Here is a 15,213-nt window from a genome sequence, read left to right as displayed (position 1 = left end):
ACCGATCGTGCACAAACAAAGTCTGCCTCCGCAGACAAGCGAAATCCAGGAGGCATTGAAGTCACATTCGATGTCATAGCAAATCCTGCTTTAACATCGGGTTGATTCTTCAGTCCCCCTCTGCTAGGACTTCGTTTGACAAGAAACGATTTCAATCGCCGATCGCCTAAAATCAAAAATCAGCTACAATAAAAAATTAAAAAGCAATCAAAAAACATCGCCATGAGCGTAATTGCAGCCAAATGGACGATCGCCCAATACCACCAAATGATCTCTGCGGGCATCTTGGAACATCGGCGCGTAGAGTTGCTAAAAGGAGAAATTGTAGAAATGTCGCCGGAAGGAGAACCCCACGCCTATTTTAGCAGCGAAGCAGGAGCATATCTGATCCGGCTGTTAGGCGATCGCGCTACAATCCGATCGGCAAAACCAATTACCCTTCCTAACAACTCGGAACCAGAACCAGATATTGCGATCGTACAGCCCTTGGGCCGCACATACCTCGAACATCACCCCTATCCAGAAAATATTTTTTGGCTGATTGAATACTCTGATTCCACTCTCATCAAAGACTTGGAGACGAAAACGAAAATCTATGCTGAAGTCGGAATCCCCGAATACTGGGTAGTTAACCTCAAAAACAGACAGTTGGTCGTATTTCGAGACCCCCAAGACGGAGATTACGCTTCCAAATTCACGCTAACAGGTGGAACAGTTAACCCGATCGCATTTCCCGATGTAATTATATCCGTAAGTGCGATCGTCAGCAATTAAGGCAATTCTCCTATGATTTAAGGCAGGTTTCATAGAGGTAGAGCGAAATTTGCCGTTGGGTGGGAGCGGGTTTATGAGATTATGGGTCAAAGGCACAGATTGTTTGTAAAACTCGCCCCTACGAGAATTCATCCCGCCGAATCCAACCACGCAATCAAATCCTCTTGACTCCTAAAATCCAACAAAGCCTCTCCCAAATCATCTAACTTTTCTGCAGATAACCCCTGGATGCGAGTTTGAACTTCCAGTGTAACCTCACCCACCCGCCGCACGAGTAGACGCATAATTAATCCTATTTCCCCTTCAATTTTACCCCTTTCGATTCCCTGTTCGATTCCCTGTTCGATTCCTTGTTGTATTCCCTGTTCAATCCCCTGTTGTAGACCAATTTCTATCCCTTTCATCACAGACCCGATTTGGTCTTGGATAAACATTTCTCGCTTGTCTACATCATTCAATTCGTCTAGTGTCAAATTTGCTCTGTTGGCAATTTCCAGCGCGGTATTAATCTCTTCAATAGACCCCAATGTATCTGGTACTGCTTCCAAAGAGGGCGCGTTTTTCATAAAGTATATCCATTTTTCCGGCAGGTTTTCGAGTTCATTCAATTCTTTTTTAAATTTTGGTAACTCGACAAACACTAACTTTAACTCGCAGTTGGGATAGACAAATTTCTCTTCTGTTTCTGTGAATTCAAAGTTAGAAATTAGTTTTTCGGTGTTTTCAAATAAGATAAAGTCGGTGATGGTTAAAGCAATGACCGGATTTAACTTTAAATAACCTTCTCCGGCTTTTAGTTGAGTAGAATAGGTTTTGGCTGCATTGTAAACTACCCGTTTTTCAAAGGCGGCGACGTTGAGTACCTGCATTTCCACAATCACGGTTTTGTTACCGGTAATCTTGGCTTTGACATCCAGGTAAGTGTCTTTCAATCCTGTAACGCTTCCTGCTGAATAAGGGTCAATGATTTCTATTTCTTGGATGGTTGGTTCTCCGTTATACAGCATTGCATTTAGGAAGCTGATTAAAATTTCTGGGTGTTCGGAAGAAGCGAATATTTTTTTGAATGCAAAGTCTGTTTTGGGGCTGATGAAACGCATATATTTTATAGGATTTTTTTATTAACCGCAGAGGGCGCAGAGGACGCAGAGGAGGAGAAAAGAGAGGAAGATGGATATTGACAAATATTGGAAGGGTTGGGTTTTGTTGTCTCAACCCAACCTATTATCTGAATGCTTTTATCAGCCTGTGGCTTCAGTAGTAGATGCAGCGGACATCACTAGCTTTCCAGTTATATCCATTGTTGCCAGTTTCAGCACTTCATTAAAAGCTAAACCCCGAATTTTGAGTTCCCACCGAATACCTTTTGCTTTCATTCGCTTGGCTTTCCGCAGATCGACATCAGCAGCTTTTTGATTCAAGAGCAAATATTTCATTGCTGCTGTAGCTTCTACTTTTGTGGGAAATGCAATATAGGTGATGAATCCGCCGTCCCAGTGATTGGCGTTGCGGACACTGCTGATAGTTGCAACTCTCGGACTAAAGCGGTTCCAGTAAAAGTCGCTGTAGCCGATCGACTCTGTTTTTACTTGGAGTTTGTTTGCCATTTGACTTAACTCCTATAACCTTGTGTGTGGGGCAGCAGGGCTTTAATTCTGCTATTTATATTATAGCATTGGGAAGTGGGAATTGCGAGCCAATTCTGGCTGTGGTTTTACTTCCCTGACTGCTTCTGTGCAGTCGGTAAACTAAAATCTCCCCAATATATTTAGTTCTGTTTTGTCTCGAATACAACTGCCTCAAAAAGCTCTACAAGCTTTAAGTCTGAATAAACCGATAAATACAAATACTTTTCCAGTTTCTGCCGATTTCTAGGTAAAAATAAGCCTAAGCCTGATAAGTTTTTATACTTATGCCTAATTCTTGAGTCAAGTAATTCACCATGCTGTTGCACTCTCTGAATCAGAAAATTATTTAAAAATAACAGTAAATCGTTACAAGCTGACGGACTTGCACCTGATAATTGAGTAAGTTTTTGTAAAAAATTTGCGAAATCAACAAAGGTTTCTCCAAAGTTACGATAAACTACTACAGTATTGTTACTGGGCAAATTGACTTCCGACCCTAAAATTGAGGATATAAAAACTTTCACAGGCGCAATGTCTGCTTGCAAAATAGAATCAATCACAACATTAACTTTTTCAGGCAAATAGCGGAAATAATGATTGTTAGTTAATGTCAAACTATGGTACATATCAGGATGTTCAGAATCCATAATTTTTTTAGCTAGCTGATAACCATCCATGTCTGGATAATCGCTCAAATCACTTAACGATTGCTCATAATAGTAATTGGGCGCTCCCAGTTGGAGTTGAGATGAAAGCGTATACTTAGCAGTATTTTGGAAGGTATGGTGTACTTCAATATTTCCTTTATTACAATTTTGAAAAAATAATAATTCGAGATTTCCCTTGACAGATTGGTTAAAATTAAATATAAGTTGATTTATTTTTTGAAGATTCATCCATCTAATTTCTGAAATAGAAGGGGAGGTGGGATGTTCGTCGGGGCTTATTTCCATAAGCGTTCCACTATGACCTAAAAACACAATAGCCCAGCGTCTGGCTTGAAATTGAGAGTGTGCCCAATTCAGATACTCACTCAAGACTTCGGGACTACTACTATCTGCTGTTTCTAAGTCTTGCGTCTCAACTTTACCTTGGCTAATGATGCTTCTAGAAACTTGTGCTGAGCCACTAAAATCTGATTGTACTACGACCAAAACCTTGTCATTTTTTACACCTTTACTTAGCATTTGAATAATTGATTGTCCGAATGTTGAGAGATTATTGTCATAGGGCATCCAGTAGAGTAATACCCAGTTATAATGATTTTTGACCGGACTTCCAAGCACATATTGGCCTCCAGAGTAATATATTGTATCTATTAAAGAACTAATACTTACTGTTATCAGTTTGAGGGATTCTCTTCTTTTCACATTCTCAGCTCCTGATTGAGGATCTTCAGCTTTTTGTAGACGGTATTTTTGGATAACTAAAACCTCAATTCATATTCAGCAGTGACGCGGTTGTCTCCTTGAAAATTACTGGAACTCCTGAGTAAAAGTTTATCGCTCAATCGATAGCGCACAGTAAATTCTGTCGGTTGATTTGCTGACAAAACTCGAATGATTGATGCTGAAAGATTGCGCGTGATGTCAAACCCAACTTCTAAACCTAAACCGAGAGAACCCGCACCTGAACTGGAACTAGCACTTTGTGCTTCGTTGCCTCTAATCCGAGTGGGAAATAAGCGAAATTCGCTCAATCCTGTGGCGTTTGTAACCGCAGATTGAAGGTTGTTCAATAAACCCGCACCGGCTAAATTTGCGATCGCCAGTGTACTATCTCCCTGTCCCAAAGTCTCCACGAAACTGCCGCCTAACAGCGCTACAATCTCTATTTCCGATCGACTCGGAGAACTCCTCAACTCCAGATTTTCCCCCAACTGAGAAGCCCTTCCCTGCACTAATGCTTGAACTCGGACACTCCGCACGCTGCCGAAAGTTGTCGGTTCGTCTGCTATTTCAGAGGCTACAGATGCGCCGGGAGTGCGGAACCGCGTTACTTCCTGCACCGAAGTTGCTAATCTCACATCCAGCGTCGGATCGAGTCCTTGTGTTGGTACAAAGGTCGCAGTCTGCGGGTATCCTCGATCGAGTCTAAACTGCGTTGTAAACAAATTCACCGACCCGGAAGTCAACCGAATCGTACCCTCCGGGCGAAGGTCATCTAAAGTTCCATTCACCGTCAAGCCCCCAGTCGCCTGAAAACTCAATATCGGCGCACTCGTTACCCGAATTCCCCGGCCCAAATTCAGCCGCAAATCGTTCAATCCAACTTCAAAGGAAGGGGAAGGGGAAGGGGAAGGGGAAGTCGCAGCAGAAGGGGAATCAGAAACCTCTGTCGCAGGAGAAGCAGAAGATGTGGAATCAGAATCAGAATCAGAAGCAGAAGAGGAAGAAGCTAACTCAGTTCTGCCGCCGCCGGGACTTCGGAGAAATACTTCGCCGTCATACAGTTCAATATTACCGCTCAACTGCGGACGCCTAGCCGTGCCCCTTGCCTGCACTTGACCGACTACGCCGCCGCTGTACAATCCTTTGAGGTTCACTGCCAACTTGTCTAAATTTACAGCCAAAGGATTATCCGCATCGACATCGCCCTCCGCAAAAGGCACAGACAGCGGAATCACGCCAGCAGCCACGACTTCTCCCTGACTCAACTGTCCCCGAATTCCCTCTACCCGAATACGATCGCCCTCAAAGCGCACCGTCCCAGTCAGCCCTGTCAGCGGTTCTGGGAAGGCTTGCGCGCGGACGGTTGCATTTTCAAAATTCGCGATTCCTTGCGCTACAGGGTCTTGCAGCGTTCCTCCCACCCGAATTTGCACCTGTCCCTGGCCACTGACCCACGCAACTTGCGGAGTCAATACATTAATAATTGCCAAACCTTCATTTTGCAAATTCGCCCTCAAATCAATTTGATTGCTATCAGCTTTCACGGCTGCAAACGGCAACTCAAAAGGCAAACTTCCCTGCACTTCAATCGGTTCGGTTTGAGTTACCAAAGCGCTGCCACCAAAATTCAGGCGGGCGTTGCTGTAACTGAAACTGCCGTCGGCTTGTTTAATCGGTTCTCCGTTTAGCGTACCTTCAAGCAAACTCAATTCTCCGGTGGCTTGCGGGTTTTCCAAACTGCCGGCCAAATTCGCCCGCAAATTCAAATTTCCCGTGACATCCACAAAGGGCAATTCCACCAGTTTTGCCAACTCTTCCACGGGTACATTTTCTACCCGCAACTGCCCGGATTGAGCTTTTTGCCCGAGTTGTCCAGAAAAGCCGATCGCACTTTTGCCCGATCGAATTTCCAAAGGCAAAACAGTTAAAATTCCGTCCTGAAAACTGCCTTCAATGCTGAACTGTTCGGCGACATATTCTCCCCACTGCCAGTTATCGCCTTTCACGTTAAATTGAGCTTCCACACCCGTTTGCAAAGAACCGGCAACAGCAATTTCCGCGCCGAAAGTGCCTTGCAATTGGGATAAGGGAGGCAATTTTTCTGATGCTTCCACTGCTTGCTGCTGCTGCAAAATTGTTTCAATTTCTGCCAAGCGGCGCAACTGTTCGATTAGCGGGGCATCCGGTTCTCCCACTGCTACAGTTTGCACGTCGCCACTGTCACCGTAAACGGGAGGTTTTATGCCTCTCGCCAAGTCGCCTAAATTGAAATATTGCAAAGCGGTTAAAACCTGCTGCAAATTGCCTTGCTGGACGTTAACTTTCCCTGCAAATTGCGGGTTTGGCCCTGTTTGAACATTGCCGGAAATTAAGTATTGACCGCTGCCTTGGCGGAATATGCCATTTGTGAGAGTAGCGCTGCCGTTAGCGTAGCTGAATTCGGCTTGGAAACTGTCACCTTTAATGTAGCCGATTGCCGGTTGGGCGATCGCAATTTGTCCGCTTGCTTGTAAAGTCGCCGGATTTAACGGCATCTTCCAACCGGGCACATTTACTTGTCCAGAAACCGTACCAGTTATCGGCCCCAAACCCGCCTCTTTACCGGGTGATAAATTCAAAGCAGCGAGGGGAAAATCGCTTAAATTAACTCGCAAAGTTTCTCCCTCGGTTTGGCCGCTAGCCACAGATTCCCCGCGTTGAACTAAGAAAGATGTCGGCAGAAAAGATTGATTTAAAGCTACTTCAATTCTGTCGCTGGCGCCGGCCAAACGCAAATCTACACTTTTCCCAGCATCCGCATTCACATTCCCCGCCAGTACCGGATCAAAAGCGATTTGATTTACTGCTAAATTTCGCACTTCCACGTCGCCCACTAAGCTGAGGGCGGCGAGGGTTCCGGTGAGGCTGCCGGTAAAATCGACATTGCCGCGCAGGGGTGGGTTTTGCTGTGAGGAATTTTTGCCCGCAATTGTAGACAAAAATGCTAACTGTTCTGCAGGCAAAGCTTCCAGATTAAAGTTGGCGAGTTTGATATCCAAATCTAAGTTGGAAATTGAAGGCAATCCTTTACCTGCCAACTCGACGTTAACAAAGCCGTTTGCTGTCAAACCGGGAGTTGTGGCATTCTCAATTTCTACCCGCTTACCGTCCCAATTAAATACTGCTTCAAAAGGTTGTTTCAAAAACGGCAATTCCGAGATGCGGAAACTGCCGCCGGCGCGAACATTTTGTAGGGGCGGTGCCCCCGTGCCCGCCGCAATCGGGCCGGATAAATTGATATTGCCGTTAAACAGTCCTGCAAGTTGGGGGAGATTTTGGGCACCAGAGACTACACCTCCGGTTTGCAAGCTTTGTCGCTGCGACTCAAAGGCTTGCTGGAAGCGACTTAGAGCAATTTGCTCGCCCTCGATTGACGCGCGCCAATTCCCCGATGCGGCGCTGCCTTTAGCATTGACAATTCCTCCGCCGTTGGCGAGTCGAATTTGTCCGTCGCCGTTGGCGGTGATGCCGTTGGCGGTTAGATTATCTACTGTTCCCAAAATGCGGACTTTGCCGTCGAGGGTTCCCTCAATTTCTGGCGGTAAATCCGCTGTCAGCAAACCTGTTTGTTTGAGGGTTTGTTCTAAATTACTGACGGCAATTCCGTTGGTTTCCAGCAATGCTTGCAAGTTGCCGTTTTCCAATTTTGCCGTAGTATCGATCGCCCCTAGTCGATCGACCAAAATCCGTCCTTCTCCGCTAGCACTAATTCCCTTCGCTGTCAAGTTATCCAAACTACCCGCTGCTTGGAATTCGCCGTTAACTCGGCCGTCAAATCCTTTAGGCAAAGTCGCTGTCAGCGGAAACAGTTGGAGATTGCGAACAGTTTGTTCTAAGCGGCTGAGAATAACTCGATCGGCATCGGCGAAAGCTTGCCAGCGTCTGTCTTCTAATTTACCTCTAAAAGCGACAGTACCGTCAGCTATATTGAGTTGGCCGCTGCTGTTGACAGAAATATCGGCGGCGGTTGAATTATCAAGATTGCCGCTGGCTTGAATTTGATTCGATATTTGTCCGTCAAGCGATTTGAGATTTTGGATTTTGGATTTGAGATTGTTGATATTGGCGACTGTTTGGGGATTGTCAGCAGTGAAAGCTAAGCCAACATCTAACAGCGGCAATCCTAAATCTACCAGACGGCCGATTGAAGTGCGATCGGTTTCTGCGGTTCCCTGCCAATTTCCCTCTGCCAATTCTCCTTTAAAATTAACATTGCTGTCGGCAAGATTGAGTCTGCCGCTGCCGCTGGCATTGATGCTGCTAGCCGTCAAATTGTCAAGACTTCCCGATGCTGTAAATTGACTCGATAGCAGTCCGTCAATCGATTTTAGATTTTGGATTTTGGATTTTAGATTGTTGAGATTGGCCGATTGCTGATTTTCGGGATTGAATGCTGAAGCTACATCTAAAATCGGCATTGTCAAATCTACCAAGCGGCTGATGGAAGTGCGATCTGTTTGTGCTGTTGCTTGCCAGTTGCCCGCTACCAATTCTCCGTTTAAATTCACATTGCTGTCGGCAAAATTGAGCCTACCGTTGGCATTAACATTGATTCCGCCAGCAGTCAAATTGTCAACATTTCCCGCGACTTGAAATTCACCTGCTAGCTGCCCGCCGAGAGATTTTAGATTTTGGATTTTGGCTTTGAGATTGTCTAGATTGGCGGTCGTTTCCCGTGTTAAAAACGGCAAGCCAATATCAATTAATTGATTGACAGCTACTTTTTCAGTGTTGCCAACAACTTGCCAGTTACCCGATTCTAGTTCGCCATTAACGTCAACAATACTGTCAGCAAGATTCAGCGTTCCTTTGCCCGTCGCAGCGATCGCATTTAAACTCAAATCGTCCAGAGTTCCCGCCGCTTCGGCAGTTCCGCTGAACAAACCGCCCAGTTCAGGAGGCAAATTAAGGTCTGGCAGGACTTGCTGCAAACTGTTGATATCCACGCGATCGCCCTCGATCAAAGCTTGCCACTGACGGTCTTTTAGCGCAGCATCCACATTAACAGAAGCGTCGCCAATTTTCACAACCGTATTTTGCAAATCCGCCGAATTTCCTCCGGCTCGAATTTCGCCCGCTGCGGGGAAAGTCCCTTGCGGTGCTTGCCATTGAACTCTCGCTTGAATGTTATCTAACGGGCCGAAAATTTGAGCTTTTGCGGAGACACTGCCAATATTAACAGTAGCAGGAATCGGGAGAGCGTAAATTTGGGCGAGATTATCTGCAGGCACGTTTTCAGCTTGGAAGTCAAACACTAAACCCGATCGCGAATTCTCACTTCCCAACGCAATATCAACTTCACCTTTCCCGCCAATTTTACCACCCGCCGCCGGCACTACCAAAATATCACCCAAAGTCAAAGCTAAAGAGGAAAACGGGGGAATAGAAGATTGAGAATTGGGAGTTGGGGTTTGAGCCATTCTCCCCCGTTCCAATTTGAAATTAGTGCTAATATTGTTTAATTGCAGTCGATCGACTGTAGCGGGTTTTGTCGAGGCGATCGTACCTGTCAGCACCGGCATAGCAACTGTTCCAGTCAGCTTGGCATCCGCCTTCACTTCCCCCGCCATAGCCACGGGTAATACTACTTTCTTCCCTAACTCTGTTTCCACCGCACTGACAACACTTGCCAAAGCAACTGGTTGCACGTTAGTTATCAGATTGAAGCTAGCTTGTTGGAGATTAAAATTAGTTCCCGTGGCCACTGTTCCTGCTATTCTCAGCGGAACTAAACCGTAATTAGCCACCAGACTATCGACAATCAAATTAGTTTCCTGAAACCGCAACTGACCGCTGCTATTTTGTATAATTTGTTTCAGGGGATAAATACTAGCTTGCACTCCTCCAAAACTAGCTGCTCCGGTAATTCCCGATACTTTATTGTCTCGCAATTGCACGGTCAAATTCCCATTAGCTAGACCTTTTTGTAAATAAATGCCGGGAAGCTTCAGCAAGCGAGCAAGGTCTGGTAAAGGCAAATTTTGACCTTGCAACTGCACGTTAGTTTGAGCAGCAGGTAACAGAGAATCAGCTTTTACTATAAAATTATCGCTATTAGTAAACTGACCGTTTAGTTCGTAGAGAACGCGCTGATTTTGGTCGCGAAACAGAGCACTGCCATTTTTCAAGCTTACAGAAATCGGAGCCGAAGTTTTCTGTCCAACTGCAGGACTCGGCACCAAAACTGCGGCGACATTTTCAGCTCGAATTGCCTCAACTTCAGTTTTAAATAAACCCGGAGATTTGCGCTCCCTAGTTGGAATATTAACCCAGCGGCCTTTAGCATCCTGTTCGATATAAGCGCTGGGTTTAACTAAAGTAATATCTAATTTGAGAGTGCGGTTGAACAGCAGTGGCAAGATTGAAAATTGCACTTCCACTGCTTCTGTAGAAGCGTAATCCGGATCGGTAGAAGTTGCAGGTAAAGTCGATCGGCCAAACCGCAAACTTGTCAGAGAAAATCTCTCCAAACGTCCTAGTTGCACAGGCCGCTTCAGCAACTGACTGACTTCAGTTTCCACCAAAGGAGCTAACTTTTCCCGCACCCACTGGTATCCTACCGCCGCCCCAACCAAGGCGATAATGCCCAATCCCGTACCGCTAAGCAGCACCAGACGCCACCAGCGGCGGTGGGGGCGGGGTGCGAGTTGATTTTTGTCGTCGTCCGAGTTAGTCATGGGTGTTTCTCAGAAATCAGAGAATTCAGGAATTAAGGGAATCAGCCGATTTTACACAGGTATAATTTCTGTGATTCGCCAGGGTGGCTTCTGCCTTTGGTAGACTCACAAGTGAGGTCGGAAGTGCCGATCGGGCGTTAGCGAAGCTTGCAGCAGAGGATCGAATTTCAAGATTCACGCCCCCCACTCCGGGGCAGAGTCCAATAACCTTTACTAAACTTAATCAAAACACGCAACACGACCTAATACCAAGTCATCCAACTCCCCTAAATCCTCTCGATCCCCGCGCGTGCAAGATCAGGGGTCAATTCTAAAATCTACAATCTAAAATCTAAAATCTAAACACGTCCCCCTCCAGGGTAGACTCCAGAAACCTTTACCGAACTTAATCAAAACACGCAACACCACCTAAAACCGACAGTCAATCTAAAATCTAAAATCTAAAATCTAAAATCGCACGATCGCTCCTAAGATAAAAAAACGGTGGTTAAGAAGGTCTTTAAAACTTATGCGAGTGTTCGTCTTACTCTTCAATGCCCGCACCGAGAATGAGGGAATTCATACCATTCAACTCGGCGATCGCAATAAAGTTCTGATGTTTGAGTCAGAAGACGACGCCACCCGCTTTGGCGTGATGTTGGAAGCTCAGGATTTCCCCGAGCCCACTGTTGAGGCGATCGACGATGAGGAAATTAAGGAGTTTTGCGACAGTGTTGATTATGATTGGGAACTTGTGCCCGCGGGGGCGCTGGCTATTCCGCCAGAAGACAATGTAACACAGACTCAGTGGCAGCCGGAGCCCGAACCCGAACCCGAACCGGATTCTGAGGTTTCCCAAAACGAACTGGATTCTATTCGTCGCCGACTCGAAGGACTTTTGTAAAAGGAAGGTTGGGCAACGGATTCTGTAGCGGATGTAACGGATGGATATTGAGATTCGAGGATCGATGTGAACAAGGAAGAGGGAAGAAGGATAAATTTGATATCTTCCAGCGCGATCGATCCTAGGCTCAATTTCTAGATACAGGCTTCCAGGCTGAACCGGGGACTCTTTATGTCTCCTGACTTCGCTTGAAGGCCGACAACTGACAATTAACAACTGACAAAAAATGAAGAATTTGGAAGAACGGGGCCATCTGCTGACTGAACAGGTGAATACCAACAGCGAGAATTTAGACCAACTCAGTTCGATCGAATTAGTGGACTTGTTCAACCGGGAAGACGCCCAAACCTTAAGCGCGATCGCCCGCGCCCGCGAACAGTTAGCCCAAGCGATCGACATTGCAGCCGAGTCTCTGCGTCAAGGAGGTCGCCTGTTTTACGTCGGTGCGGGTACTTCCGGGCGTTTGGGGGTGCTGGATGCGGCCGAGTGTCCCCCCACCTTCTGCACGCCGCCAGAACTCGTACAGGGCATAATTGCCGGGGGTGCGGGGGCTTTGGTGCGGAGTTCGGAGGATTTGGAGGATCGGGCTGAGGATGGGGCCGAGGCGATCGCCCACCGTCAAATTACCAACTTAGATGTGGTTGTCGGCATTACGGCTGGGGGTACGACGCCGTTTGTCGCGGGCGCTTTGCAGGCGGCACGCCAGCGGGGGGCGAAGACTGTGTTTATGGCCTGCGTACCCGTCGAACAAGTGAATTTTGAGGCTGATGTTGATATTCGGTTGTTGGTTGGCCCGGAGGTAGTGGCGGGATCGACGCGCTTGAAAGCCGGTACAGTAACAAAAATGGCTTTAAATATCATTTCGACTGGGGTAATGGTGAAGCTGGGGAAGGTTTACGGCAATCGAATGGTTGACGTGGCAGTGACTAATAAGAAATTGCGCGATCGGGCTGTGCGGATGTTGCAAGATTTGACTGATTTGAACCGGGAGGAGGCGGGTTTTTTGCTCGAAAAAAGCGGCAAGTCTGTAAAATTAGCTTTGATGATGCACTGGACTAATTTGGAAAAGGAAGAGTGCGATCGAATTTTGGGAGAATTTCAAGGGAATTTGCGATCGGCTGTGGCATCAATTAGTCAGTAGTCAGTAGTCATTAGTTATTGATTATTAGTTAGATCGTGTCCGGTCAATTCCCTCCGCTTCGCTTCGCCCATAATTGCTGTAGGGGCAGATTAACGAACGATCTATATTGACAATGAGAGATCCTGTAAACCCGCCCCAACGGAGGTATCGCGGTCACTCGATCGGACATGATATTATTGGTTATTGGTAGCAGCTAAGGAATGAAAAATAAATAAGGTGACTAATAGAGCAATAGTTTACCTTGGAGCAAGGCTTCTGGGGTTTAATTGTGCAAGTTATTGATTTTTCATTCCTAACCAATAACAAATAACAAATAACATCAGTCAACAGTCATCAGTCATTTGCGATATCGATTCAAAAAATTGTGAAATCTCTTCAGTAGATCTGATGTGATAAACACTTTTGGTATTTTGAGCGCGATCGACATACTCGCGGTATCTGGGAGTCAAATACTTGTGACACAACCAAAGAACACGGTAACTATTAATTGAACTCTTCAAGATCGGACTCTTTTGGGGCCAGCCTTCTGGCGGTATAAACTTACCTGTAATCAGCCGTTTAGTCACCCACCAGAAATGCACGTATAGGGGCAGATCGACAAAAACCAGAGTATCTGCCTCGTTGAGTCGAACCCAGACGGTTTCCATGCAACCAAAACCGTCTATAATCCATCGGTCAGTCGCCAAAATTTTCTCATGGGTACGCTTATATTCTTCATTTGGAACCTCAGCGCCCCCAGATTGATATTGAATCTTATCCAAGGGGTAAAGTGGCAAACCCGTGATTTCTGATAATCTCTTGCTGAGAGTTGATTTACCACCTCCAGTATTGCCAAACACGGCTACTTTTTTCATACTTACCCCTCTTAGGAATGATGCAGATTGTAGCAAGACTTGATATAATCAGTATAACAATCAATCTCTCTAAACAGCCCCCCTGATTATCCTCTCAAAATTTAACATAAAGCGCTCTTGTTGTTAGATTCCCGACTTCTTAGAGGAGTCGGGAATCTGGAGATGATGTTTTTTAGGCGTTGACAAAAACAGAAGATGTAAGTTGACTTTGACTGACTCCCTGCACGATTCCCAAATAATTACTGCCAGACTTAATCGCCGTAGAAGCGACGCTTGCACCTCCATCCAACTGCAAACTCACAGCTTCAAAAGTCAAGTTTGCAAATCCGATACCGTCAGTCAAACCAATTTTATCCCCAGCCCCAAAATCGACAATTACATCGGCACTAATTAAAGTAGGCGTAGCAGACAAACCTCCTGCTAAGATAAACGTATCATTTCCAGCACCGCCCGTCAAAATATCTTGCCCGCGATCGCCCGCCAACAAATCATCGCCGTTACCGCCAATCAAGACATCATCTTCTTTACCGCCGCGAATAGTATCGTTACCGTCTCCTCCGATTAGTCGATCGTTATCGTTGTTGCCGCTGATAAAATCATCGCCAACACCGCCATCAATTACATCAGATTCTTTGCCGCCCGATAAGCTGTCATTGCCGTCGGCACCATTAATTGTATCCGCACCTTGCATTCCATTAATGCTATCAGCACCTTCTCCCCCCGTGATATTGTCTTTACCGGAAAGGGCCAAAATTGGCAATCCCGCAGCATTTGTCGGTATTTGAGTATCGGCACTATCTGATAGGAAATAATTGCCGCCACTGGCTGTATTTTTGGGTGCTGTCGTGGGGCTGCCATCCCCTGTAGCATTGGGTATTGGCGAAGTAATAGATATAGTGTTTGGTGTGGGAGTTGGTGTGGGAGTTGGTGTGGGAGTTGGTGTCGGTGTCGGTGCGGGATTGACACTACCGTCAAGAGAAGTCGCAAAAACTTGCGTCCAATAGTGATTCCAATTTTCAGTGCCAGTATCGTTGGCTAAAAAATAGTAACCAATCCCAATTTCTTTGAGATTGGGGTTAAGAATGTTAGTCCGGTGGCCGCTGCTGTTCATCCACGATGATACAACTTGTTCGGGTGTAGAAGATCCAGCAGCTATGTTTTCTGCGGCCGCTGAGAATTGATAGCCCGTTGCAGTAATCCGACTTCCTAATGACGAACCATCTTTTCCGGTATGGGAAAAGAAGTCTTGCAGTGCCATGTTTTGGCTGTGATTTTCCGCAGCATTTAGTAACTGAGTATTTAAGGTTAGCGGCGACAAACCTAATTTACTGCGTTCAATGTTGGTAAGTTCTAAAACTCTATAAATAAAGTTTTGATTGGTGGTTGAAGTTGGTGCGAGTTGAGAGGCCGATCGCTCTCCTGTTAAAATGTCCGAGGACTGAGAACCTGAATTTTGTAGTTGTTCAAGCATGGGGATGATCAATAGTTTTAAGACTGGGTTTTGCTGGTAGATGGCTTACCGTCTTAACGATAGTTTCCCCGAGCGCTAGCTGGCTAGGTACAATTCAATAATTGTGTGAATCCCTGCCGCTGCTGTATTTATTTTGATTATAGCTGTTGTCAAAGTGGGGATGTCAAGAGGCTGGCTCTGATTGGGAAAGGGAAGAGTACGCTCGAATTTAAGGAGAGTTTCAAAGGAATGTGCGATCGCCCGTGGCATCAATACAATTTTAGATTTTAGATTTTAGATTTTACTGTACTTTAGACTAAATAAAGATGAGAACGGTGGCTTTGAGAAGAACTAAAGCCACCGCGCCGGGAGAGAA

At 46.0% G+C, this 15,213-nt stretch carries 9 protein-coding genes; 3 read left to right on the top strand and 6 right to left on the bottom strand.

Annotation, left to right across the window (positions count from 1 at the left end; translation table 11 throughout):
* Positions 1-222 precede the first annotated feature (222 nt).
* Positions 223-774, top strand: a complete 552-nt coding sequence (locus QUA83_RS22555; protein WP_333081513.1) for a Uma2 family endonuclease — start codon at positions 223-225, stop codon at positions 772-774.
* Between the two features lie 128 nt (positions 775-902).
* On the opposite strand, the gene QUA83_RS22550 is transcribed toward QUA83_RS22555, so the two are convergent.
* The 4 genes from QUA83_RS22550 to QUA83_RS22535 form a co-directional block, all read right to left on the bottom strand.
* Positions 903-1,874, bottom strand: a complete 972-nt coding sequence (locus QUA83_RS22550) for an Rpn family recombination-promoting nuclease/putative transposase (RefSeq protein WP_333295963.1) — start codon at positions 1,872-1,874, stop codon at positions 903-905.
* A gap of 141 nt (positions 1,875-2,015) precedes the next feature.
* The gene (locus tag QUA83_RS22545; protein ID WP_333295961.1) at positions 2,016-2,381 is read right to left on the bottom strand and encodes a hypothetical protein; all 366 of its coding nucleotides are present in this window, start codon (positions 2,379-2,381) and stop codon (positions 2,016-2,018) included.
* 161 nt (positions 2,382-2,542) lie between these two features.
* Positions 2,543-3,772: a clostripain-related cysteine peptidase gene (locus tag QUA83_RS22540; RefSeq protein ID WP_333295960.1), complete on the bottom strand. Its 1,230-nt coding sequence runs from the start codon at positions 3,770-3,772 to the stop codon at positions 2,543-2,545.
* 56 nt (positions 3,773-3,828) lie between these two features.
* Positions 3,829-10,509, bottom strand: a complete 6,681-nt coding sequence (locus tag QUA83_RS22535; protein WP_333295959.1) for a translocation/assembly module TamB domain-containing protein — start codon at positions 10,507-10,509, stop codon at positions 3,829-3,831.
* A 508-nt stretch (positions 10,510-11,017) separates the two neighbouring features.
* On the opposite strand from QUA83_RS22535, the gene QUA83_RS22530 reads away from it, so the two are divergent.
* Both QUA83_RS22530 and murQ read left to right on the top strand, forming a co-directional pair.
* The gene (locus QUA83_RS22530; RefSeq protein WP_333295957.1) at positions 11,018-11,392 is read left to right on the top strand and encodes a DUF3110 domain-containing protein; all 375 of its coding nucleotides are present in this window, start codon (positions 11,018-11,020) and stop codon (positions 11,390-11,392) included.
* A gap of 226 nt (positions 11,393-11,618) precedes the next feature.
* Complete coding sequence (murQ, locus tag QUA83_RS22525) at positions 11,619-12,533, top strand: N-acetylmuramic acid 6-phosphate etherase (protein WP_333295956.1); 915 nt, start codon at positions 11,619-11,621, stop codon at positions 12,531-12,533.
* A gap of 323 nt (positions 12,534-12,856) precedes the next feature.
* Here the strand turns inward: murQ and QUA83_RS22520 are convergent, their stop codons facing one another.
* Together QUA83_RS22520 and QUA83_RS22515 are read right to left on the bottom strand one after the other, a co-directional pair.
* A complete protein-coding gene (locus QUA83_RS22520) occupies positions 12,857-13,387 on the bottom strand; it encodes an adenylate kinase (protein ID WP_333295954.1) in 531 nt (176 codons plus the stop codon).
* Positions 13,388-13,559: 172 nt separating this feature from the next.
* Positions 13,560-14,858 (bottom strand): CAP domain-containing protein, encoded by a 1,299-nt coding sequence (locus QUA83_RS22515; RefSeq protein WP_333295953.1) that lies wholly within the window; start codon positions 14,856-14,858, stop codon positions 13,560-13,562.
* Positions 14,859-15,213 lie beyond the last annotated feature (355 nt).

Source organism: Microcoleus sp. K1-B1 (assembly GCF_036704705.1).
Classification (GTDB): Bacteria; Cyanobacteriota; Cyanobacteriia; order Cyanobacteriales; family Microcoleaceae; genus Microcoleus.
This window is presented reverse-complemented; position numbering and strand designations above follow the sequence as displayed.

Excerpts from the sequence above, each read along its gene's own strand:
- QUA83_RS22555 (WP_333081513.1), top strand. The coding sequence starts at position 223 with ATGAGCGTAATTGCAGCCAAATGGACGATCGCCCAATACCACCAAATG.
- QUA83_RS22550 (WP_333295963.1), bottom strand. The coding sequence starts at position 1,874 with ATGCGTTTCATCAGCCCCAAAACAGACTTTGCATTCAAAAAAATATTC.
- QUA83_RS22545 (WP_333295961.1), bottom strand. The coding sequence starts at position 2,381 with ATGGCAAACAAACTCCAAGTAAAAACAGAGTCGATCGGCTACAGCGAC.
- QUA83_RS22535 (WP_333295959.1), bottom strand. The coding sequence starts at position 10,509 with ATGACTAACTCGGACGACGACAAAAATCAACTCGCACCCCGCCCCCAC.
- QUA83_RS22530 (WP_333295957.1), top strand. The coding sequence starts at position 11,018 with ATGCGAGTGTTCGTCTTACTCTTCAATGCCCGCACCGAGAATGAGGGA.
- murQ (WP_333295956.1), top strand. The coding sequence starts at position 11,619 with ATGAAGAATTTGGAAGAACGGGGCCATCTGCTGACTGAACAGGTGAAT.
- QUA83_RS22520 (WP_333295954.1), bottom strand. The coding sequence starts at position 13,387 with ATGAAAAAAGTAGCCGTGTTTGGCAATACTGGAGGTGGTAAATCAACT.
- QUA83_RS22515 (WP_333295953.1), bottom strand. The coding sequence starts at position 14,858 with ATGCTTGAACAACTACAAAATTCAGGTTCTCAGTCCTCGGACATTTTA.